This is a genomic window from Streptomyces antarcticus, from assembly GCF_026627255.1.
GTDB lineage: Bacteria > Actinomycetota > Actinomycetes > Streptomycetales > Streptomycetaceae > Streptomyces > Streptomyces antarcticus.
Map to the genome: position 1 here is coordinate 1 of NZ_JAPNLM010000008.1, position 22,145 is coordinate 22,145.

At 72.1% G+C, this 22,145-nt stretch carries 20 protein-coding genes; 9 read left to right on the top strand and 11 right to left on the bottom strand.

What is annotated here, in order from left to right:
- The first annotated feature begins 69 nt into the window (after positions 1 to 69).
- Complete coding sequence (gene sigK / locus OTB16_RS14210; protein ID WP_420717694.1) at positions 70 to 657, top strand: ECF RNA polymerase sigma factor SigK; 588 nt, start codon at positions 70 to 72, stop codon at positions 655 to 657.
- Positions 654 to 1,376, top strand: coding sequence for an anti-sigma factor (locus OTB16_RS14215; protein WP_267720514.1), 723 nt, complete (start codon positions 654 to 656; stop codon positions 1,374 to 1,376). The genes sigK and OTB16_RS14215 overlap by 4 nt, the downstream gene beginning before the upstream one ends.
- A gap of 75 nt (positions 1,377 to 1,451) precedes the next feature.
- Here OTB16_RS14215 and corA read toward each other — a convergent pair whose 3' ends face one another.
- The 3 genes from corA to OTB16_RS14230 form a co-directional block, all read right to left on the bottom strand.
- Positions 1,452 to 2,534 carry a magnesium/cobalt transporter CorA gene (corA, locus tag OTB16_RS14220; protein ID WP_267720745.1) on the bottom strand — a complete coding sequence of 361 codons (1,083 nt, stop codon included), beginning with the start codon at positions 2,532 to 2,534 and terminating at the stop codon, positions 1,452 to 1,454.
- 159 nt (positions 2,535 to 2,693) lie between these two features.
- The gene (locus OTB16_RS14225) at positions 2,694 to 3,089 is read right to left on the bottom strand and encodes a TOBE domain-containing protein (RefSeq protein ID WP_267720515.1); all 396 of its coding nucleotides are present in this window, start codon (positions 3,087 to 3,089) and stop codon (positions 2,694 to 2,696) included.
- 10 nt (positions 3,090 to 3,099) lie between these two features.
- Positions 3,100 to 4,017 (bottom strand): LysR family transcriptional regulator ArgP, encoded by a 918-nt coding sequence (locus OTB16_RS14230; RefSeq protein WP_267720746.1) that lies wholly within the window; start codon positions 4,015 to 4,017, stop codon positions 3,100 to 3,102.
- A 69-nt stretch (positions 4,018 to 4,086) separates the two neighbouring features.
- Between OTB16_RS14230 and OTB16_RS14235 the strand changes: the two genes are divergently transcribed.
- The 3 genes from OTB16_RS14235 to OTB16_RS14245 all read left to right on the top strand — a co-directional run bounded on the left by OTB16_RS14235 (position 4,087) and on the right by OTB16_RS14245 (position 7,832).
- Entirely contained in the window at positions 4,087 to 4,716 is a 630-nt protein-coding gene (locus OTB16_RS14235; protein ID WP_267720516.1) for a LysE/ArgO family amino acid transporter, read from the top strand.
- 134 nt (positions 4,717 to 4,850) lie between these two features.
- Positions 4,851 to 5,933, top strand: a complete 1,083-nt coding sequence (locus OTB16_RS14240; RefSeq protein WP_267720517.1) for an NUDIX hydrolase — start codon at positions 4,851 to 4,853, stop codon at positions 5,931 to 5,933.
- Positions 5,934 to 6,158: 225 nt separating this feature from the next.
- The gene (locus OTB16_RS14245) at positions 6,159 to 7,832 is read left to right on the top strand and encodes a D-alanyl-D-alanine carboxypeptidase/D-alanyl-D-alanine-endopeptidase (RefSeq protein WP_267720518.1); all 1,674 of its coding nucleotides are present in this window, start codon (positions 6,159 to 6,161) and stop codon (positions 7,830 to 7,832) included.
- A gap of 144 nt (positions 7,833 to 7,976) precedes the next feature.
- Here OTB16_RS14245 and OTB16_RS14250 read toward each other — a convergent pair whose 3' ends face one another.
- The 5 genes from OTB16_RS14250 to OTB16_RS14270 form a co-directional block, all read right to left on the bottom strand.
- Entirely contained in the window at positions 7,977 to 9,701 is a 1,725-nt protein-coding gene (locus OTB16_RS14250) for an acyl-CoA dehydrogenase family protein (RefSeq protein ID WP_267720519.1), read from the bottom strand.
- A gap of 102 nt (positions 9,702 to 9,803) precedes the next feature.
- Positions 9,804 to 10,358, bottom strand: coding sequence for a PadR family transcriptional regulator (locus tag OTB16_RS14255; RefSeq protein WP_267720520.1), 555 nt, complete (start codon positions 10,356 to 10,358; stop codon positions 9,804 to 9,806).
- A 136-nt stretch (positions 10,359 to 10,494) separates the two neighbouring features.
- On the bottom strand, positions 10,495 to 11,637 hold the full coding sequence (locus tag OTB16_RS14260) for an MAB_1171c family putative transporter (protein WP_267720521.1): 1,143 nt from the start codon (positions 11,635 to 11,637) through the stop codon (positions 10,495 to 10,497).
- A 297-nt stretch (positions 11,638 to 11,934) separates the two neighbouring features.
- Complete coding sequence (locus OTB16_RS14265) at positions 11,935 to 13,161, bottom strand: erythromycin esterase family protein (RefSeq protein WP_324290821.1); 1,227 nt, start codon at positions 13,159 to 13,161, stop codon at positions 11,935 to 11,937.
- A gap of 109 nt (positions 13,162 to 13,270) precedes the next feature.
- The gene (locus OTB16_RS14270) at positions 13,271 to 14,077 is read right to left on the bottom strand and encodes a TioE family transcriptional regulator (protein WP_267720523.1); all 807 of its coding nucleotides are present in this window, start codon (positions 14,075 to 14,077) and stop codon (positions 13,271 to 13,273) included.
- A 209-nt stretch (positions 14,078 to 14,286) separates the two neighbouring features.
- Here OTB16_RS14270 and OTB16_RS14275 point away from each other — a divergent pair, with 209 nt between their 5' ends.
- From OTB16_RS14275 to OTB16_RS14285, 3 genes are all read left to right on the top strand, one after another.
- On the top strand, positions 14,287 to 15,555 hold the full coding sequence (locus OTB16_RS14275; RefSeq protein WP_267720524.1) for a serine hydrolase domain-containing protein: 1,269 nt from the start codon (positions 14,287 to 14,289) through the stop codon (positions 15,553 to 15,555).
- 333 nt (positions 15,556 to 15,888) lie between these two features.
- Positions 15,889 to 16,332 carry a hypothetical protein gene (locus tag OTB16_RS14280; protein ID WP_267720525.1) on the top strand — a complete coding sequence of 148 codons (444 nt, stop codon included), beginning with the start codon at positions 15,889 to 15,891 and terminating at the stop codon, positions 16,330 to 16,332.
- 200 nt (positions 16,333 to 16,532) lie between these two features.
- A complete protein-coding gene (locus OTB16_RS14285) occupies positions 16,533 to 17,759 on the top strand; it encodes a PP2C family protein-serine/threonine phosphatase (protein ID WP_324290822.1) in 1,227 nt (408 codons plus the stop codon).
- Between the two features lie 264 nt (positions 17,760 to 18,023).
- Here OTB16_RS14285 and OTB16_RS14290 read toward each other — a convergent pair whose 3' ends face one another.
- Positions 18,024 to 18,149: a hypothetical protein gene (locus OTB16_RS14290; protein WP_267720526.1), complete on the bottom strand. Its 126-nt coding sequence runs from the start codon at positions 18,147 to 18,149 to the stop codon at positions 18,024 to 18,026.
- A 457-nt stretch (positions 18,150 to 18,606) separates the two neighbouring features.
- Here OTB16_RS14290 and OTB16_RS14295 point away from each other — a divergent pair, with 457 nt between their 5' ends.
- Positions 18,607 to 19,653, top strand: a complete 1,047-nt coding sequence (locus OTB16_RS14295) for a fatty acid desaturase family protein (RefSeq protein ID WP_267720527.1) — start codon at positions 18,607 to 18,609, stop codon at positions 19,651 to 19,653.
- Between the two features lie 331 nt (positions 19,654 to 19,984).
- Here OTB16_RS14295 and OTB16_RS14300 read toward each other — a convergent pair whose 3' ends face one another.
- Together OTB16_RS14300 and ctaD are read right to left on the bottom strand one after the other, a co-directional pair.
- Positions 19,985 to 20,323, bottom strand: coding sequence for a hypothetical protein (locus OTB16_RS14300; RefSeq protein WP_267720528.1), 339 nt, complete (start codon positions 20,321 to 20,323; stop codon positions 19,985 to 19,987).
- Positions 20,324 to 20,338: 15 nt separating this feature from the next.
- On the bottom strand, positions 20,339 to 22,078 hold the full coding sequence (ctaD, locus tag OTB16_RS14305) for an aa3-type cytochrome oxidase subunit I (RefSeq protein WP_267720529.1): 1,740 nt from the start codon (positions 22,076 to 22,078) through the stop codon (positions 20,339 to 20,341).
- Positions 22,079 to 22,145: the final 67 nt, after the last annotated feature.

The following is a 22,145-nucleotide window of genomic DNA, read 5'->3' on the forward strand; positions in this document are numbered from 1 at the left end:
CGCCCGCAGTGAAGGAACAGCCATGACGCATACGCGTGTCCGCCCGCCGGCCGGCCCGGGGGCGGCGGCGTGAGGCAGCAGACGGCCTTCGGCGCGCCGGACCGCTCCGGCGCCCCCGACCTCCCCGCCCTCATGGAACGCGTCGCCCGCGGCGACGAGGACGCCTTCGCCGCGCTCTACGACGTGGTCGCGGGCCCCGTCTTCGGCATCGCCGTCAAGGTCCTGCGGGACCGGGCCCAGTCGGAGGAGGTCGCCCAGGAGGTGATGATCGACGTGTGGCGCCAGGCGCCGCGCTACCGGGCCGACAAGGGCTCCGTCATGACCTGGGTGATGACCATCGCCCACCGCCGCGCCGTGGACCGGGTCCGCTCGGCCCAGGCCGCCGCGGCCCGCGAGCAGGACACCGCCGCCCGCGAGCACAAGCGCCCGTACGACGAGGTCAGCGAGCAGGTCGAGATCCGGCTGGAGAGCGAGCAGGTACGCCGCTGCGTCCGCGGCCTGACCGAGCTGCAGCGCCAGGCCGTCACCCTCGCCTACTACGGAGGCCTCACCTACCGCGAGGTCGCCGAGACCCTGGACACCCCCTTGCCCACGATCAAGACACGCCTGCGCGACGGCCTCATCCGGCTGCGCGACTGCATGGGGGTGACCGCATGACCACCGACTCCGACCACCTGCACGCCCTGTCGGGCGCGTACGCCGTGAACGCGCTGGAGGCCGGCGAACGGGACGCGTTCGCGCGCCACCTGACGCGGTGCCCGGTGTGCGCGCAGGACGTACGGGAGTTCTCCGCGACCGCGGCCCGGCTGGGCTCGGCGGTCGCGCTGGCGCCGCCGCCGGCGATGCGGACCGAGGTGCTGGCCCGGATCGACACGGTCCGCCAACTGCCCCCGGCCCGGCTCGGCATGGTCGCGCTGCGGCGGCGGGCGCTCCCGCTGGCACTCGCGGCGTGCCTGGCCGGCGGACTGGCCGGCGGCCTCGCCCTGGGCGGTGCGGCGCTGTGGTCCGGCGAGGAGTCCCCGCGGCCGGACCAGGCCCTCCAGGACCTGGCGTCGGTAATCACGGCGCCCGACGCCCGTACGGTGTCCGGCCGGTCGCCCGGCGGCGCGACGGCGACGGTGGTGCTCTCCGCACGGCAGGACCGGGCCGTGTTCCTCGGCTCGGGGCTGCCGCCCGCGCCGGAGGGCAAGACGTACCAGCTGTGGTTCGCGGACGGTTCCGCGATGCGGCCGGCCGGGCTGCTCGCCGGCGACGGCGGCACCCTGATGACCGGCTCACCGGGCCGGGCCTCGGCGGTCGGCCTGACGCTGGAGCCGGCGGGCGGATCGGCGCAGCCGACGACGGCTCCGGTGATGCTGATGGCACTGACCGCCTGACGGAGCCGGCCGGCGGCCGGTGGTCCTGACCGCCTGACGGGGCGGGCGGCGCGTTGGGGCGCGCCGCCCGCCGGGTCAGAGCCAGCCGTTGCGGCGGAAGCCCCGGTGGATGGCGAAGCAGGCGAGCGCCATGACCCCGAGGACGAGCGGGTACCCGTAGGTCCAGTGCAGTTCGGGCATGTGGTCGAAGTTCATGCCGTAGACCCCGCAGACCATGGTGGGCACGGCCACGATCGCCGCCCACGCCGTGATCTTGCGCATGTCCTCGTTCTGCGCGACGGTCACCTGGGCGAGGTGCGCCTGAAGGATCGAGTCGAGCAGGTTGTCGTACGCGCCGATCTGCTCGGTGGCCCGGGTCAGGTGGTCGGCCACGTCGCGGAAGTACGTGCGGACCTCTGGCGGGATGACCGGTATCGGCTGCGTGGCCAGCTGGGTGAGCGGGCGGCCGAGCGGCGCCACCGCCCGTCGCAGCTCCAGCAGTTCGCGCTTGAGCTGGTAGATCCGGCCGGCGTCGCCCCGGCCCCCGTACTCGCTGAACACGGCGGTCTCGACGGCGTCGATGTCGTTCTGGACGGCGTCCGTCACGGCCAGGTAGTCGTCGACGACGTGGTCGGCCATGGCGTGCAGGACGGCCGCCGGCCCCTTGGCGAGCAGGTCCGGGGAGGCTTCCAGCTCCTCGCGGACCGGGCCGAGGGTGCCGCGGCCACCGTGCCGGATGGTGATGACGAAGTCGTCGCCGGTGAACGCCATGAGCTCGCCGGTCTCCACCACCTCACTGGTGGACGTCAGTTCCTCGTGCTCGACGTAGCGCACGGTCTTGAAGACGGAGAACAGGGTGTCGTCGTACCGCTCGACCTTGGGTCGCTGGTGGGCGTTGACGGCGTCCTCGACGGCGAGCGGGTGCAGGCCGAACAGCTCCGCGAGCCCCGCGAGCTCCTCCTGCGCCGGCTCGTGCAGGCCGATCCACACGAAGCCGTGGCCCGTCTTGCGGACCCGGCGCAGCGCCTCCTCGGCCTCCGCGCAGCCGTCCTGGCGTACGCCGTCCTGGTAGACGACGCAGTTGACGACCGCGCTGCCGAGCGGGGAGCGGGCGGGGTGGCTGAGGTCGACGGCCCGCCGGTAGCTGCGGCGCACGGCCCGGCGCAGGCTGCTGAACATGGACAACGGCTTTCTCCCCTTCGGCGGAACACCGGCAAGTGTGCCACCGCTGCCGCCCCCTTCCGACGGGGCCGCCCGTCTCCGGGGCCGCGTCCGCCCGGGGAGCCGGTCCGGGGGCCGGTCCAGGCGGCGGTCCGGGGGCCGGTCCAGGCGGCGGACTCACACCCGGTCGATGAACACGCTCGTGGACTTCACGCGGGCCGTCGCCCGCGCGCCGACCACGAGCCCGAGCTCCTCCACCGCCTCCCGCGTCAGCAGCGACACGACCCGGTGCGGTCCGGCCTGGATCTCGACCTGCGCGTCGACCGTCCCGAGCTTCACCCCGGTGACGATCCCCGGGAAGGCGTTGCGCGCCGAGGTGTACGGGGCTCCCTCACCGCCCTCGGCGCCCTCCTGCGCGACCTGTACGCAGAACGCCGCCAGGTCCGGCCCCTCCACCATCCTGCGGGCCCCCTCCCGGCGGGTGGGGAACCGTTCCGCGTCCGCCCAGCGGCGCGCCGTGTCGACGCTCACGCCGAGCAGCCGCGCCGCCTGACCGATCGTGTAGGACTCCATGGCCCGCAGCTTAGGTCTTGTCCGGTGAGGGCCGGCGCAGCGCCTCCCCGGCCGCCTCCGCGATGACCTCGGCCACCATCGACAGGACCGGCGAGTCCAGCTTCCACTGCTGCCAGTACAGCGGCAGGTCCATCGGCCGCCGCGGCGCCAGCAGCACCAGCTGCCCCGTCCGCACCAGCGGCCGCGCCTGCGTCTCCGGCACCATCCCCCACCCCAGCCCGGCGACCACGGCGTCGCGGAACCCCTCCGACGTCGGCATGTAGTGCCGCACCGGTCCCGCCCCGGACGTCGCGTCCCCGGTGAGCGACCGGACGAACGCGTCCTGGAGGTCGTCCCTCCGGTCGAAGGCGATCGTCGGCGCCTCCCGGAGGTCCCGCTTCAGCGTCCCCGTCAAGTACCGGGCCGCGAAGCCCGGACTCGCCGCCGGCAGGTACCTCGCCCGCCCCAGCCGCCGCACGGTGCATCCCGCCACCGGGTCCGGCGAGGAGGTCACCGCCGCCATCACCTGCCCCTCCCGCAGCAGAGCCGTCGTGTGCGACTCGTCCTCGCGGTACAGCTCGAAGCAGACCGGCGGATCCTGCGGTACCCGGGCCAGGGCGGGAAGGAACCAGGTGGCGAGGGAGTCCGCGTTCACCGCGATCGGCAGCCGGACCGGGCCCGCCCCGTCGGACATGCCCAGCTCGGCCCGCGCGTCCCGCTCCAGCCGGGACAGCTGCCGCGCGAAGCGGACGACCACCTCCCCGGACTCCGTCGCCCGCACCGGCTTCGTCCGCATCAGCAGGACCCGACCCGTCCGCTGCTCCAGCGCCTTGACCCGCTGGCTCACCGCCGAAGGCGTCACGTGCAGGACGGCGGCCGCCGCGTCGAAGGTGCCCTCGTCGACCACGGCCAGCAGCGTCCGCACCTGGTCCAGGGGAAGTTCTTCCATCACGAACGCTAAGGGTACGTAAAAATCTTTAGCTGTACTGAAATGTATGTGCTGTTTACGGTCGGTGTCATGACACACGGCATCATCACGGCGGCCCTCGCCGGCTTCGGCACCGGCCTCTCGCTCATCATGGCCATCGGCGCGCAGAACGCGTTCGTCCTCCGCCAGGGGGCCCGCCGCCACGCCGTCCTCCCGGTCGTCGCCATCTGCGCGGTCTCCGACGCCCTGCTGATCGCCCTCGGCGTCGCCGGTGTCGGCGCCTTCGTGACCGCCTGGCCCGCCGCCCTGACCGTCGTCGGCCTGGCGGGCGGCACGTTCCTCATCGGGTACGGGATCCTCGCCGCCCGTCGCGTCCTGCGGCCCGCCCCGGGCGCCGCCCTCACCGCCGACGGGGCCGCCCCCGCTCCCGGCTCGGCGCGCCGCGCCGTCCTGACCTGCCTGGCCATGACCTGGCTCAACCCGCACGTCTACCTGGACACCGTGCTGCTCGTCGGATCCCTCGCGGCCGACCGGGGCGACCTGCGCTGGGTGTTCGGCATCGGAGCCGCCGTGTCCAGCCTGGCCTGGTTCGGCACCCTGGGCTACGGTGCCCGCCTCCTCAGCGGGCTGCTCTCCCGCCCCGCCGCCTGGCGGGTCCTCGACGGCTTCGTCGCCGTGACCATGGTCACCATGGGCGGACTCCTGCTGGCCCGCGCCTGACCGGGGCCGCCCGGCCCCGGCGGCGTACGGGGCCGCGCCGCCGACGCGCCCGCGGGGCGTGTCAGCGGCGGCCACCGGGCCGCGTACGGGGCATAGTGCTGGCCTGTCCGCCGCCGACCACCCCGGGGAGTCCCGTGACCGCCGAACCCGACCGCCCCTCCCCCGACGCGGTGCGCGCGGACCGCGCCGCCCGGCCGGCGCCGCTCGTGACCGCCGCCGCCGTCGTGCTGGACGCGCGCGGCCGGGTCCTCGTACCGGCCGGCGCGGACCCGTCGGAAGGCGGCCGGGGGCTGCCCGGCGGCCCGGTCGGGGAGCGCGAGACCCCCGAGGAGGGGCTGGCCCGGCGACTGGCACGGGACCTGGGCCTGCGCGCGCCGGTCGGCCGGCTGCTGGCCGTCGACTCCCGGCCGGGCGGCCCGCACGGCCGCTCCCTCGTCGTCCACGTCCACCTCGTCGGCCCGCTCGCGCCCGAAGCGGCCGCGGCGCTCCCGGCCCCGGCCGGCACGACCGTCAGCGCCCGGTGGCTGCCGCCGGACGAGGCGTACGGGGTCCTCCCCACGCGCGGCGCGTCCCGGCTGCGCGCCGCGCTGGCGGCCCTGTACACGGGCTCGTTCGCCCACCTCGCCGACGGCGTTCCGCAGCCGGGCTCCCCGGCCGGACTGGACCCGGACCGGCGCGCGGCCCTCGAACACTCCGGCTCGCTCGACTCCGCCAGCCACCGGGCCAACCGCCCCAAGTCCCTCACCGCGGCGAGCGTCCTGTTCACCGGGCCGGACGGCGGGGTCCTGCTCGTACGGCCCGCGTACGGCAGGTCCGGCCGCCACCAGCTGCCGGGCGGCGGGGTCGACAGCGACCTCGGCGAGACCCCGCGCGCCGCGGCCCGCCGGGAGGTCCTGGAGGAACTCGGCCTGGACATCGCCCCCGGCCGGCTCCTCGCCGTGAACTGGTCGCACAAGCCGGGGCGTCCGGCCCGGATCCGGTTCCTCTACGACGGCGGGATCCTCGACTCCCCCGCCCTGGACCGCATCCGGGTGCCCCCCGCCGAACTCCTCGGCTGGCGCACGGCGGCCCCGGCGGAGCTGCGCTCCCTGGTCGCGCCCTCGCTGCGCCGTCAGATCAAGGCCTGCCTGTCCGCGCGCGAGGCCGGCTCCGGCCCCCTCGAACTGCACGCGGGCCGCCCCGCCCGGAACGCGGAAGAGGCACCCCCGGACCTCTGAGAACGCGGCCCGGGAGACCGCCCGCCGTACGCCGCCCCGGAGCGGGGCGCGGGCGACGCGCGGGCGGCGTACGGGCGACGCGCGGGCGATGTGCGCGCCGCATTCGGACGTGTCACGCTGGTCCGGACGAGTGGAGGGGCCTGATCGGGGCCGCCCACCGCAGCCGCCGAGCGCCGCGTTCCGACCGGGCGGCGCACAGGGACCGCCGAGAGGACGGGGCGTGCTGTGGTGCGAGAAGAGCGTTCCGTCTCAGCCCGCTCCGGAGCCGCCCGTACCCCGTCCTTCGGACGCCGCTTGGCCGGCGGGCTCTGCGCCCTGCTGCTCGTGGCGCTGGCTCCGGGCACGGCCGCCGCCGCGACGCCGTCACCTTCACCATCACCGTCCGACGAGGCCGGGTCCGGCGGGCTCGACCCGCGGATCACGGAGATCATGCGGAAGCCGGAGTACCGCAACGCCCAGTGGGGCCTGCTCCAGAGCGACCCGGAGAACGGCCGGGTGACGCACAGCCGGTTCCCCGAGCAGTTCTTCATCCCGGGCTCGACGGCCAAGCTGTTCAGCGTCTCCGGGCCGTGGGACACGCTCGGCGGCGGCCACCGCTTCGAAACTCCCGTCTACGCGGTGGGCCCGCGCAGCGGGAGCACCCTGGACGGCGACCTCGCCCTGGTCGCGCAGGGCGACCTCACCATGGGCGGGCGCACCCGCCCCGACGGCACGGTCGCCTTCACCGACCTGGACCACACGTACGCCAACGACTTCCCCGGCGCCACGCTGACCCCGCAGGACCCGCTGGCCGGGATCGACCTGATAGCGCGGCAGGTGAGGCGGTCCGGGATCACCCGCGTCGACGGCGACGTGATCGTGGACGACCGCCTCTTCCAGCCCGAGCCGGTCCTCGACCCCACTCCGACGCCGCTGATCATCAACGACAACCTCATCGACCTGATGACGACCCCCGGCGACCGCGCCGGAGCACCGGTGCGGCTCGACTGGCGGCCGAAGGTCGCCCCGTACCGCGTCACCTCCACGGTGAAGACCGTGGCGGCGGGGAAGCCGACCGCCATCGCGGTGACGGCGTCGGCCGACGGCACCCGGATCAGCCTGTCCGGGACGATCGCGGCGGGCTCCGCCCCGCTGCTGCGGGTGTCCCCGATCGCCGACCCGGCGGCCTTCGGCCGCACCGCCCTGATCGAGGCGCTCGAACGGGCCGGGGTCGAGGTCACCGCGGAGCCGACGGGCCCCAACCCGGTCGCCGGGCTGCCGGGTTCCTACGGGAAGGACGACCGCGTGGCCGTGTACACCTCCCCGCCGTACGCCGACTACGCCGAGCTCATCCTCAAGGTCAGCCACAACCTGGGGGCCAACCTCGGCATCTGCCTGATGGCGGTCGAGGCGGGCAGCGGGCAGTGCATGGACGGCTTCCCCGTGCTGGCCCGGTTCCTGGACCGCGCGGGCGTCGACCGCGAGCAGGTGGAGCTCCTGGACGGCCGGGGCGGCAACCCCGTGGACCGGGCGACACCGCGGGCCGAGGTACAGATGCTGACGTACTGGACGCGCACGCCCGAGGCGCGGCGCTTCCGGGAGGCGCTGCCGGTCCTCGGCGTCGACGGCCTGCTGGCGGACAACTGCCGCGACTGCCCGGCGCGCGGCAAGGTGTTCGCCAAGACCGGCGCCGCCGTCGGGCTGGACGCGCTCAACGACCGGCTGGGCGCGGGAGCCATCACGATCGCGGGCTACCTGGACCGGGGTGACGGCCGCTTCGACACCTTCTACGTCGGCGTCAACGGCGCCTCCACCCCGACGGCCGACCCCGCCGGCGTCCTGGCCATCGCCAACGACCTGGCCATGATCTCCGCCTATCTCCAGGAGTCGGCCGCACGGGGAACGGACCGGGGAGAGTAGGGCCCGGCCGGCGCCCGCGCCCGGGGGACGGCCCCGGCGCGGTCACCGGGCCGCGCCGCGCGCCCCGGAGCGCACGGACGGCTCCCGCTTCCGGGAGCCGTCCGTGCGTGCGGGTGGCGTGCGGGTATCGGGAGCCGTCCGGGCTCAGGGGGCCATCTCGTACGTCCCGGCCAGCGCCTGCACGCGGTCCCAGACGCGGGCGGAGCGGTCGGCGTCGACGACCGGGCGACGGACCGCGCCGAGCGCCCAGGTCTGCTGCTCCGCGGTGGCCGAGTCCTTGCCGTGGAGCTCGACCGCGTGCGCGGAGAAGTCCCGTACGAGGACGGCGAACAGCTCGTCCAGCACGTCCTCGTCCAGACCGGTCAGGCGGGCCTGTTCCAGGATCAGCTGGCCGTGGACGACGAGTGCGAACAGCTGGCCCACGGCCAGGAGGAGGTCGAGGTCGCGGCTCTGCTCCTCGTCCGGGGCGGCCGTGGTGACGAACGCGCACAGGGCGTCGGCCTGCTCGCGGAAGCGGCCGACGTTGGGGAGGGCGGCGTACGCGTCGAAGGCCGGGCGCCAGTCGTGGAAGCGTACGGAGCCGAGGCCGCGGGCCGGGCCCTGGCGGAAGAGGAAGGCGTCGTCGGCCGCGTCGAGGCGGGTCGGCACGGGGGCGTAGTCCGCCGGGTCCAGGAGGTGGTTGCGCAGGAACTTCAGGATGAGGGCGAGGTTGACGTGGACCGTGCCCTCCAGCTTGGGCAGCCCGCGGATCTCGACGGCCGCCTGGGCGAAGTAGGTGTCCTTCTCGAAGCCCTTGGCCGCGATGACGTCCCACAGCAGGTCGATGACCTTCTCGCCCTCCGTGGTCACCTTCATCTTGGTCATCGGGTTGAACAGCAGGTAGCGGCGGTCGTCGGGTCCCGCGGAGCGGAAGTAGTCGACGGCGCGGTCGCTGAACAGCTTCATCCCGACGAGGCGGACGTACGCGTCGGCCAGTTCCCGGCGCACGTGCGGGAAGGCGGTGACGGGGCGGCCGTAGAGGACGCGGCCGTGGGCGTGGGTGACGGCCTCGTACATCGCGTGCTCGCAGATGCCGATCGAGGCGGTGCAGAGGTTGAACTTGCCTACGTTGACGGTGTTCAGGGCGGCGTCGAAGGCGGCGCGGCCGGTGTGCAGGACGTCGTCGGGGCCGACCGGGTAGTCCGTGAGGCGGAACTCGCTGACGTACTTGGAGGAGTCGACGACGTTCTTCACGAGCCCGTACGCCGGGTGGCGGCTGTCGGCGGCGAAGAAGACGTAGCCGTCGGGGCCCTCGACGTCGGTGCGGCGGCCGAAGACGGAGACCAGGCCGGCGGCGTTGCCGTTGCCGATGTAGTACTTGGAGCCGCTCGCGCGGAAGCCGCCGTCGCCGTCGGGCTCCAGCAGCATGTCGGTGGAGTAGATGTCGGCGCCGTGCGTCTTCTCCGACAGACCGAAGGCGAACACCTCGCCCTGTGCCAGGAGTTCGGCGGCGCGGTCACGGGCGGCCGCGTTGTCGCTCTGCCAGACCGGGCCGAGGCCGAGGATGGTGACCTGCCACGCGTACCAGTAGTCGAGGCCGTAGAAGCCGAAGATCTCGTTGAGGGCGGCGATCCGCGCGGTGTCCCAGCGCTTGTCCGGCTCCCCCTCGCCGGCGGCGGCCGCCGGGGTCAGGAACGTGGCGAAGAGCCCCTCCTTCGCCGAGAACGCGAGGAAGTCCGCCAGCCAGGCGCGGGAGCGGTAGTCCTCGATCAGCCTGCGCTTGCCGCGGCCCTCGAACCAGTCGACGGTGGCGCGCAGCAGCCTGCGGGTCTCGGGGTCGAAGTGGGCGGGGTCGTAGGTGCGCGGGTTGAACAGCAGGGCGGCGGTCATGGCGTTCGCCTTTCGGGTCGAGGGCCGGGAGGGGGCCGGCGGTGGGTGCCGGGCCGGGTCGGCGGGGGGGGTGCGGGACCGGGGCCGGCGGTGGGTGCCGGGTCAGCGCTCGGCGAGCTGGTGGAGCGTGTCGAGTACGTCCTGGAGCCAGGCGAGCGTCATCCGCTCGTAGGCGATGCCGCCGCGGAGCACGACGTGCTGGAGCTCCTGACCGGCGTCGGGCCGTGCGGGGGCGTCCGGGCCCGTGAAGTCGCGCAGCTCCCCCGCGAGGTAGTGCGTGAGCCGGTCGGCGTGTGCCCGGTGGTGCCGTTCGACCTCGTGGATCAGTGCGGCCGGGTCGTCGAAGGCCGCACCGCGGATCTTCACCGCCAGCTCGTGCCGGACGCTGTCGGGCTGGATCGGCTCGTGGAGCCAGGCGGCGAGGACGGCCCGGCCGGCCTCGGTGACGGAGTGCTCCCTCTTGTCAGGCCGAGCCTGCTGCGCCACCTCGCGGACGTCGACCCAGCCGTCGGCCTCCATGCGCTTGAGCACGCGGTAGATCTGCTGGTGGGTCGCGGTCCAGAAGTAGCCGATGGACCGGTCGAACCGCCGGGCCAGCTCGTAGCCGGAGCCCGGCTGCTCCAGCAGGGAGACGAGGATCGCGTGCTCAATCGCCATGCCCAGATCCTTCTATGCAACTCGGTGCATAAACAAGCGCAGCCGCCCCGGTGAGACGCGGCTCACCCGGTGCGGAAGGGGAGCCCCGGCGCGAAGCGGGTGCGCGGAACGATGGCCGCGAACCGGCTGGGAACGCTCAACTCGCCCTGTGGAACGTACGGTAGGCGGCCGCCACTTTGGTGAGCCAGGCGACTTCCGCGCTGAAGTTGTCCGTATCGCGGTCGTTGAAATCGCCGACGTCCTTGTTGTCGTGCGGGACGGTGCCGGTGCGCTTGGCGAGCAGGGCGCTTTTGATCTGGGCGGCTTCGGTGAACGCCTGCCGCGACTCCTCGCTCGTTCCGGCGCCGCCGTCGACCGTGCGGTCGATGTACGGGCGCAGGTCCCGCCAGCCGTCCCGTATCTCGACGGTCCGCCGGTGGAGCCGGTAGTCGAGGTCGCGGAACGAGGCGCCCGGCGGCTCCAGGGCGATGTCCGGGCAGGACTCGTACAGGTCGCGCCACAGCGGGTAGAGCGCCCGGTAGGACCGGTAGGTGCGGACCCACCCCAGGAGCCTCGCGGCCGAGGGGGCCCAGGACGGCATGGCCAGGCTCAGCGAGAGGGTGACGATGCCCAGCGCGTTGAGGACGGAGGCGACGGTCTCCTTCGCCGCCCCGATCTCGACCCCGGCGGCGATCGTGAGCACGTTGGCCGTCCGGACCAGGCCGTACAGGAGCAGGATCGCCGCCGCGAGGGACAGCATGCGCAGGGCCCGCCGCAGCGACGCGTTGCCGGTCATCCGGATGCAGGGCCCGCACTGCCGGAGCATCGTGACGCAGGGGATCGCCTGGGAGGCCAGGAAGGCCAGGAGGTACGCGAGGAGCAGCGGATCGCCGCTGCCGTCGAAGTCCAGCGGGGCCCGGGCGGGACCGTCGGCGAGGAAGAACAGGGCCGTCAGGAGTACGTCGAGGGCGATGCCGGTGGCCACCCAGAACCGCGTCTTGCGCGCGGCCTCCGCACCGACGGCCGCCCACCTCAGCAGGATGACCTGCGCGCTGACGCAGAAGGCCACCGCCGACAGGTGCATGAGGAGGATGGCGAGGTTTCCGACGCCGAGGAGGCTCGCGCTCTCCATCGCGACGGCGCCCAGCGTGAAGGTGAGGCACTGGAACAGCAGGGTCGTGATCAGCGTGCGGTAGCCGGCGTCATTCCAGCCGCGCCGTCCCTGGCACAGCCGGTAGGCGAGTGCGGCGTACGACGAGAGCGCCGCTATGACGAAGCAGAGGGTTCTGGTGGTGTTCACGTCCTGGTTTCCTACGGGTACAGCACACGCGGCGAACGGTACGGCGGGAGCGGCGGGCGGGCGGCGCGGGGCGGGGCGGCCGTAACGGCTCTGACGGAGACGGACCGGAGATCGAGGGCGCAAACGGGGACGGCATCATCATGGAAGCATGACCGACGGCGTTTCCCGACTCGGAGTCGGCATGTGCCCGGGCAGCCTCGCCCGGGCACCGCGCCGCGTACGGTCCGGCCCCGCCAGGTCCCGCCTCCGTACGTCGGACACGGCACGCCGGTTCGTCCGGCGGACGAGGCGCGCCGGTCAGACCGCGCCTCCGAGCAGGGGCCGGCGGAGCCCGTCCCGTGCCTGCGCCCGCGCCTGCGCCTGCGCCTGCGCCTGCGCCTGCGTGACGACGGCCGCGCCGTCGCTGATGTGCAGGACCGCGTCGGCCGCGTCGAGCGTCGAGCGGTCGAGGGGGAAGTAGCCCTGCCGGGGATGGGTGTCGGTCCGCGTACGGGCGGGGGCGACCGCGGTCCCCGTGGTCAGGCCCCAGGTGTCGGTACGGCTCTGGAGGGAGCCCTCGTACGTGTCGGGCTCGGGGTCCTCGAGTCCGAGGGCCCCGCTGCGGCCCAGGCTGCCGGCGACGAAGGTGTACTGGTCGCCCAGCAGGGATCCGACGACGGTGCCGGCTCCGGACCAGGTGACGTCCATGTCCCCCTGGCTCCAGGCGCTCCGGCTGTGTTGGAGGTGGAGATTGTGGGCGAAGACCAGGGTCGGGCCCCGCCGCGCCTCGGTGCTGCGGATGTCGAGCAGGTTCTCGGCCATGAGCGCGTCCCGGACGCCGAGCAGGCGGGAGAGCCGTGCGCCGGCGTCGAGGCGCTCCGCCGACTGGCGGTGGTAGCGCAGCAGGCCGAGGCCGGCGTAGAGGTGCGTCTTGGCGCGGAGCCACTCGGCGAGCGCAGTGGCCTCGGCCGGTCGCGGTGCGCGTGCGTGGAGCAGGGTGACCATGTCTTCGGCGATCCCGAGCAGGCTGTCGGCCTCTGCCGTGGCGCCGATCGACGCCTCGGGGTCCATGACCGCCTCCGTGCGGCTCCAGCGCTCGTCGTCGCCGAGCAGGTGCCGGAGGTCGAGGTCGAGGCGCAGGTAGTCGCGGACGTGCTCGAGATAGCGCCGCGGGCTGGGTGCGCTGGCGTTCTCCGTGGGGGTGTCGAACCCGTGGAAGGCCAGCCGCTCCCCCGGCGGTCGGTTCTCGTTGCGGTCGCGCATCCAGGTGATCAGCCGCCGGTTGTGCTCCAGGTCGCCGAAGCCGTGGGAGAAGCCCTCGCGCATCACCGCGTCGAGGCTTCCGGTCGCACCCTGCACGAAGTCGTTCACACGGAGCGCGGCCACCCGGTCGGTTTCGAGGGCGACCGACCGGAAGCCGCGGTCGGCCAGTTGAACGAGCAGTTCGTTGCGGACCCACCCGAAGGCGTGTTCCTGGTGCGTCGGCTCGCCGAGTGCCAGTACGCCACATGAGGCCGTGACGAGGCCGTGAATGTCCTGTCTCATGTGTCTCAATTGAATCATTGAGAGAACGGTTGAGACTTTGGAGCGCTGTATCCCTGCACCGAGCCGCACAGGAGGCCGGCAAGTCTCAAACCGGTCTTCAACCGGCGGCCTACCGTTCCGGTACGGGGGCGCGCGGCCCGGGCGCGGCGGGGCCGAGGTCGGGGCCGATGCCGATGCCGAGGAAGGACATGTAGCGGCCGCAGAGCCCGGCCGCGTGCAGCATCGCGAGCCCGCGGGCCGTCAGCCGGTGCCGCCAGTCGTCGAGGGCGCCGGACAGCGCTTGCGTGCCGCCGGCGGTACGGATCTGCTGGACGACGGTGGCGATGTGAGCCAGCGGATAGCCGCCGCGCCGCAGGAGGTGGGCGAGTTCGGCGTCGCGGACGTCGTCGGCGCCGTACGTGCGGTGGGTGGTGACCGGGGTGCGAGCGGGGACGAGGATGCCCGCCTCCTCCCAGTTGCGGAGGGTCGCCGCGGTGACGCGCAGGCGCCGGGCGAGTTCTCCGATGCTCAGCTCCTGGCCGCCCTCGGGCGCGCCCGAAGGCCCGCCCGCGGCGGTGCGCGGGCCGTCCGCGGCGGTGCCCGGGGCGGCCGCCAGGTTCTCGAGGGCCCGTCCTACGACGTCCAGCGTTTCCCGGTCGCGCAGCAACTGGGCGTGGCCGCGGTCGACGGCCGTCAGCGCGGCGTCCACCTCGCCCGCGTGAAGCGCCGTCATGATCTGCCCGCTCAGGGCGTGGCCGTGGGCCGGGACGAGGGCCAAGTAGGCGCGCAGGGCGGCCGCGTGCGCGGCGGTGTACGTCCGGTAGCCGGCCGGGGTGCGTTCGGCGGGCGGAATCCATCCGGCCTGCTCGTAGTTGCGAACCGCCTGCGTCGAGATGCCGTGCTCGCGGGCGAGGTCTACCGGGCGCAGGTGATCCATGGTTTGAGACTTTAGCGAACAGAACCCGGCACGGTCCCGGGCAAGCCTCAACGGATCGCGGCCGTCCGGTGGAGCGGCACGCGGCGGCGCCCGCCGCAGGGTACGCGCCGCGCGGGCCGGCGCAACCGGAAGGCCCGCCTCGCGACCGGGGTGGTGCGGACCTACGCTGGTCCCGTTGCCCGCGTCCCCGGACGACCGGAGGCCATGTCGTGAAGCCACCCCCCATCCGACTGCGCCGGGCCTGCGCTGCCGCGGCCGCGGCAGGCGTGCTCGTGGCCCCGGCGGTCGCCGGCTCCGCGTACGGGGCGTCTCCCCCGGTGCTGTCCGCCCCCTCGGCCGCGACCCCCGCTCCGTCCGGCACTCCCGCTCCGTCCACCACCCCTGCCCCGGCCGCCGACAGCGACTTCGTGCGGCTGACGCCGGCCGTTGCGGCGCGACTGGACGCGGCCGTGCGCCGCGTCATGCGCGAGACGGGGGTCCCGGGCGTGACCGTGGGGCTGTGGGCCCCCGGCAAGGGGAGCTACGTAAAGGCCTTCGGCGTGGCGGACAAGGCGACCGGCGCGCCGATGACGACCGGGCTGCACGTGCGCATCGGCAGCGAGACCAAGACGTTCACGGTCACCGCCCTGCTCCAGCTGGTCGACCAGGGAAAGGTGCGGCTGGACGACCCCGTGGCCAGGTACGTGCCGGGAGTTCCTAACGGGGACCGCATCACCCTGCGCGAGCTGGCGGGCATGCGGAGCGGACTCTTCAACTACAGCCTGGACGAGGACTTCATCAAGAAGTTCGAAGCCGACCCGGAACAGACCTTCCTGCCAAGGCAGTTGCTCGACTACTCCTTCAAGCATCCCGCGCTGTTCCAGCCGGGCGCGGAGTTCGACTACTCCAACACCAATCTGATCCTGCTCGGCCTGGTGGTGGAGAAGGTCACGGGCCGGCCGCTCCACGAGGTCGTGAAGCAGGACGTGCTGGAAGAGGCCGGGCTCCGCGAGACGGTCTTCCCCACGGGCCCTGAGCTGCCCGCTCCTTACGCACAGGGCTACACGAACCAGACGGCCTCCGGCGCGATCGAGGACGCGACCCACTGGAACCCCTCCTGGGCCTGGGCCGCCGGAGCGATGATCTCCGACCTCCAGGACCTGCGCGGATGGGCCCGCACGCTCGCCACCGGCACGCTGCTGACGCCGGCGACCCAGGCCGAACGCCTGAAGACCACCCCGATGGACATCCCGGGCGCGGGCTACGGGCTGGGCATCTTCGACGTCCAGGGCTGGATCGGCCACAACGGCTCGCTCCCCGGGTACGAGGTGCTGCCCGTCTACCTCCCGCAGGCGGGGGCGACGATGGTCATCCTCCTCACCACGGACGTCCAGCACGAGGGCCAGGAGCCCAGCACCCTCTTCGGCGAGGCGGTCACCGGCATCGTCAGCCCCGGCCACGTGTACCCGGGCCACAAGCCGCTGATACCGCCGAAGTAACGAGGTCCCGGCTGCCGGCCGTTCCGGACCGCTCCGGAACGGCACCCGAACCGCGGGTCAGGCCCCGTCCGCCGGCCACCTGTTCCCCGGCCGAGGTGTAACGACAGCTGCGCCCGCGCCACGGCGGCCGCACCGCTTCCGAGTCGGCGGGAAGGCGGCCGGACCAGAGCGGTGACCACAAGGTCACACACGCTACGTCGGCCGGGAATCGGTCATGTAGCCGTCAGGCAGATACCGATACCGGTGGCAGCCGCAACGTGTGCGTGGCTCGGCACTTCGCTCCTGCGGCCCGGTCACCCCGTCTGTGCAGCGTGAGCGGGCAGGATCGTCGCCATGAGCGAAATTCACGACACGGATCGTCCGGATGACCGTCATGTACGGCCGGACAGCGTCAGCGACGGCACCGTGCAAGCCCTCGGCACGCTGTCGGAGGCACTGGAAACGGCGGAGCAGGCTCGTGGACACCTCTACGCCTTCCACCAGCTGACCGGAGGCGCCGACCTGACCCTTGGCAAGGCGGTAGAGCAGCTGCGGGCGGCAGGCCATGGCGAGCAGGCGGACCTGGTGGAGCGAGAGATCGTCGGCCGCAATGTCATCCCCGGCTGCTGGACCTTCCAGATCGTCGAGGCGTACAACGCCACCTATTACGCGCCGTTCGCCGATGTCGAGCGCCAGGTACGCCAGGAGCTCGCCGAAGGCCGGACACATCTGTACGAGGCCGAAATGAAAGAGGCACGTCGGACCCGGGGCCACCCCGACCACACCGCCCGCCCCTGACCCCCCACGCCGAGAGAAGGTGAAGGCCCACACGGGACACGCGCTGCTCTCGGGGCAGTCCACGTCTGGGGCGATCACCACGTGGGCGCACGTCGGCGGTCATGCGCAAGCAGGCCGGTGTGAAGGCCCTACTTCCCGGTAGGGGCGCATTCTGGGTAGAAAGAGGACATCGCCTTTCGTAAGAAGGATGAGGACGTGACGTGGACCGGCAACAGGACATGCTGGAAATGCTCACCCGGATCCTCGACGATGGGCACCTGCGTTCGTTCGATCAGGTACCGGCTCTCGTGGCCGAACACGCTGAGAGGGCCGGTTTCAGGAATGTGCGCATCTTCCTGGCCGATCTGCGCGAGCGGGTCCTGCGAGAGGCGACCGGCCGTGGCATAGACGCCGCTGAAGGCGGCGAATCGCTGCCCATCGAGAGCACGCTGCCCGGTCGCGTCTTCACCGGTATTCGTCCGTTGTCCGGCCCCGAGGCCGTGCCCCACGCCTGTTGGGTGCCCATTCTCGACGGGACCGAACGGATCGGCGTACTGGGCACAGAGCTCGCCGAGGGTGTTGGCCTGGAAGACGCAACCGCTCTGGCCTCCCTGGTGGGTTTGCTGGTGGTCGCGAAACGCCCGCACAGCGACGCCCACCCCCGTCTGGTACGCACCCAGCCGATGAACCTCGCGGCCGAACTGCAGTGGAACCTGATGCCGCCACGCGCATTCGCCAACCAGGACGTGGTGGTCGCCGCGGCGATGGAGCCCGCCTACGCCGTCGGAGGTGACGCGTTCGACTACGCCATCGCCGGCGGCCAGGTCCACATCGGGATCTTCGACGCCATGGGGCACGACAGCCATGCCGGACTCGCCGCGAACCTGGCGGTAACCGCTTGCCGCAACCAGCGGCGGCAGGACACCGACCTGGTCACCACCAGCAAACGCGTAGAGGAAACCCTGCTCCAGCACTTCGGGCACACCACCTACGTCACCGCCGTGATGGGGGAAGTCAACGCGCACACCGGGGTATTCAGCTGGATCAACCGCGGACACCACCCGCCGATCCTCATCCGCGGCGGCCGCTGGACGACCGCCCTGTCCTGCCCGCCTGCCCACCCGCTGGGCACCGATCTGGGCCTGCCGATCACCATGTGCCGAGAGCAGCTGGAGCCCGGCGACCGCATCATGCTCTACACCGACGGCATCACCGAAGCCCGCGACCGCAACGGACGCCCCTTCGGCATGGACCAGTTCACCGACTTCATCATCCGCCACCACGCCAACGGCCTACCCGTACCCGAAACCCTGCGCCGCCTCATGCAGGCCGTCCTGGACCACCACGACGGACGCCTCGCCGACGACGCCACCGTCCTGATCCTGGAATGGCACGGCGCCAGCCGCAACAAGCAACTACGCCCCACCGAGCCCAGTCAAGGCCGGTAGAAGCCCGCGCAACATGCACGCCGATGTGCGGCCGGCCGCACCCGCCTCTCCAAGGACCACCAAGAGGCCGCCAGGTCCCGGCCTCGATGACGGTCTCGACCGGGCCTTCGACCAGAACCGGGCCCCGCGCATCCACCGTCACCCCGCGTGCCGGATCCTGCCGGACGCCAGGTGCGGTTCGGGGCTGTCATTCGGGGGCTGTCAGAGGTACTGGGCACGGATCACCACCAGCTCCTCGAGTTCCTCCGCCTCGCCTGCCAGGCCCTACTGCTCCAGCCACGCCCGGCGGGAGCGCGGCACGGGCCCCCAGGGCACGAGCACGCGGGCGGTGACCTCCGCGATCAGCCCTACGGCTGTCAGCCGGTCGATGGTTTCCCGCGCTCCGCACATGCCGGAATGCACCTTTGGCAGGACACCACCCGGACGCAGAAGGTCGGGGGCGCTCGCGCAGATCCGGTCGATGACCGCCCGCCCGTCGCGGCCGGCGTCCCACGCACGCTCCGGCCCCCGCAACAGGAAGCACTGCTCCCGGGGCCGGGACGCAGGGCGGATTGGCGAGGACCATATCGAACCGGCTACCGGCGACCGCTGAGGCGAAGTCGCCGTGGCCCAGACGCAGGGGCAGCAGCAGGAGCAGCCCCGGGTGGCCTCCCCGCAGAAACCGCCGAACTGCCTGCTCGCCGCCGAAGGCCACGGGACCCGTCGGACCGGGAGCTGCTGAGGGCGGTGGTCAATGGCCTGAATGCGGGTAGGCGCCGTGTGCAGGGTTCCGGCGCGCCGGTTCGTCCCCTGCACCCAGCCTGCCGCTCCTTCCACCGTGGTGGACGAAGGAAAGTGACCCCTCACCATGAATCCTCTGCAACAGGAGCGTCCCCCGCCCGCTCCGGCGGAAGCGGGCAGTGACTTCGCCCGGCTCTCCAAGAAGATCCAGGCGGCCGGACTGATGGCCCGCCGCCCCGGCTACTACACGCTCCGCATCGCTGTCGTGACGGCCCTCTACGCCGTGGGCTGGGCGGTATTCGTACTGATCGGCGACAGTTGGTGGACGCTGCTCGCCGCCGGATTCCTCGCCTTCGTGTTCGGGCAGGTGGCGCTCTTGGCGCACGACGTCGCGCACCGACAGGTCTTCCGGCTGCGCAAGGCCAGCGAGCTGTCCGGGCGCATCGCCGGGAACCTCGGCATCGGCATGGGCTACGGCTGGTGGCAGGACAAACACACCCGCCACCACGCCAACCCCAACCACGAGGACCTCGACCCCGACCTCGATCCGGACATCCTCGTCTGGACCCAGGACCAGGCACGCACCGCCAGCGGACTGCCGCGGCTGATCGGCCGCTGCCAGGCGTACCTGTTCTTCCCGCTGCTCACGCTGGAAGGGTTTAACCTGCACGTGTCCGGGATCCGGTCGCTGGCGGACAAGTCCCTCAAGAACCGTGCATGGGAGGCCGGCCTCCTCTTCGCGCACCTCTCGGTCTACCTGAGTGCGCTGTTCCTGGTGCTTCCGCCCGGCAAGGCGGTCGCGTTCCTGTTCGTGCACCAGTGCCTGTTCGGGATCTACCTGGGCTCCATCTTCGCCCCGAACCACAAGGGGATGCCGACCCTGCGGGGGACGGACCGCCCCGACTTCCTCCGCCGCCAGGTGCTGACCTCGCGCGACGTGCGGGGCGGCTGGTTCACCGACATCATGCTCGGCGGCCTGAACTACCAGATCGAGCACCACCTCTTCCCGAGCATGCCCAGCCCGCACCTGCGCCGGGCCCAGGCCATCGTCCGCGGCCACTGCCGGGAACTCGGAGTGAGCTACCTGGAGACCAGCCTGATCAACTCCTACCGGCAGACCCTCGCCAGCCTCCACCACGCCGCCGCCCCTATCCGACAGGCCCGAGCCACCTGAGAGGCGCGGGGCGCACTGCCGCTGTCCCTCTGGGCCCGCGATCTCGTCGGCTGCGCCCCCGTACGAGCAGTGCGGCGGACGGCGCGATGGACGACGGTTGGCCCGATGGCGCGGGGGCACGCGCGGGTGGTCCCGCCACATCCAGGGCGATCGACGTCCGGGACGCGCGGTCCTGCCGGGGGACACGTCCAGGACGGCCGCCGACGATCAGGCACCGACCGGTACCCGCACGAGCGGACGGGACGGGCCGCCTGCCGCTTACCCGGGGCACGCCGATCGACTCGACGCGGCCCGGGGGCATCGTCCCGCACGGTATCCCCGGGAACGTGGTTCAGGGGCGGCAGAGGAGGATCAGGACGGCCGTCCACAGAGCGAAAACGCCTACCGCCAGCCCGGTGGCGCGCCGGCACAGACGGCCGTACCGGTGTGCGTACTCGTCTTTGAGTTCCGCCGCCCGCGCCACGGTCGTGGCCAGCATCTCCCGGCGCAGGCTCAGGTGGCGCTGGGCGAAGCGGTCGCTGATCTCGTCCTGTTCGCCGGGGCCGAGCCACGTAAGGGTGCGCGCGAAAGCCTCCCCTTCCTCGCGCGCCTCCCGAAGGGCCGCCTGACTCATCAGGAAGCCTTCGATCCGGGCCAGGCCTGCCGCCGTCTCGTCCGGGTGCTCGGTCATCGGCGCGGTCCCCGGCTATTCGGCCTGGTCCGGACCCGACCCGGAAAGCGACCCTCGAGGACCGGAAGCCTTGTCCTGGTCGACGACGTCCCGTTTGGGGTTGACGGCGGAATCAAGGGCGGCGATATCCGGGTGGTGGAGATCGAAGGCCGGCGACTCTGACCGGATCCTTGGCAGGGTCTCGAAGTTGTGCCGGGGCGGAGGGCAGGACGTGGCCCATTCCAGGGAGCGGCCGTACCCCCACGGGTCGTCGACCTCTACACGGGGCGCGAACTTGGCCGTCTTCCACACGTTGTAGAAGAACGGCAGCGTCGAAGCACCAAGGAGGAACGCGCCGATCGAGGACACCGTGTTCAGTGCGGTGAAACCGTCCGCATCCAGGTAGTCGGCGTAGCGGCGCGGCATGCCCTCGGCGCCGAGCCAGTGCTGCACGAGGAACGTGCCGTGGAAGCCGATGAACAGCGTCCAGAAGTGGATCTTCCCGAGGCGTTCGTCGAGCATCGTGCCGGTCATCTTCGGCCACCAGAAGTAGAAGCCGGCGAACGTCGCGAAAACGACCGTCCCGAAGACCACGTAGTGGAAGTGGGCGACCACGAAGTACGAGTCGGTGACGTGGAAGTCCATGGGCGGGGAAGCCAGGATGATGCCGGTCAGGCCGCCGAAGAGGAAGGTGACCAGGAAGCCGATGGCCCACAGCATCGGCGTCTCGAACGAGAGGGAGCCCTTCCACATCGTGCCGATCCAGTTGAAGAACTTCACCCCGGTCGGAACCGCGATCAAGAACGTCATGAAGGAGAAGAACGGCAGCAGCACCGCACCGGTGGCGAACATGTGGTGCGCCCACACCGTCAGCGAGAGGCCGGCGATCACGATGGTCGCTCCGACCAGCCCGAGGTATCCGAAGACCGGCTTGCGGGAGAACACAGGGAAGATCTCGGTGACGATCCCGAAGAACGGCAGCGCGATGATGTAGACCTCGGGGTGCCCGAAGAACCAGAACAGGTGCTGCCACAGGAGCGCACCGCCGTTCTGCGGATCGAAGACCTGGGCGCCGAACTTGCGGTCCGCCTCCAGCACCAGCAGGGCCGCGGCGAGGACGGGGAACGCGAAGAGCACCAGCACCGAGGTCAGCAGGATGTTCCAGGTGAAGATCGGCATCCGGAACATCGTCATGCCGGGCATCCGCATGCAGATGATCGTCGTCACGAAGTTGACCGAGCCGAGGATCGTGCCGAACCCGGAGAGGGCGAGGCCCATAATCCACATGTCGCCGCCGATGGACGGGGTACGGGTCGAACCGCTGAGTGGCGTGTAGGCGGTCCAGCCAAAGTCCGCGGTGCCGTTCGGAGTGAGCACGCTGCCCACGACGATGAGGCCGCCGAAGAGGAACAACCAGAACGACAGCATGTTCAGCCGCGGGAACGCCACGTCGGGGGCCCCGATCTGCAACGGCATGATCGCGTTGGCGAAACCGGCGAAGGTGGGGGTCGCGAAGAACAGCAGCATGACCGTGCCGTGCAGGGTGAAGATCTGGTTGTACTGCTCGCTGGACATGATCTGCATGCCGGGCCGGGCCACCTCCGCCCGCAGCAGCAGCGCCAGAACTCCGCCGATGATGAAGAAGCCGAACGACGCGATCAGGTACAGGTGCCCGATCTTCTTGTGGTCGGTGGTGGTCAGCCAGGAAACCAGCACGCTCCCGAACGAGCGACCCGGTACCGGGATGGGCGTGACGGTCTCGGTCGACGTCGCCATGGGCGATTCCTTATGTCAGATCACACGGTCGGTCACGCGGTCGGTCACACAGGGCGCGCCGATAGCC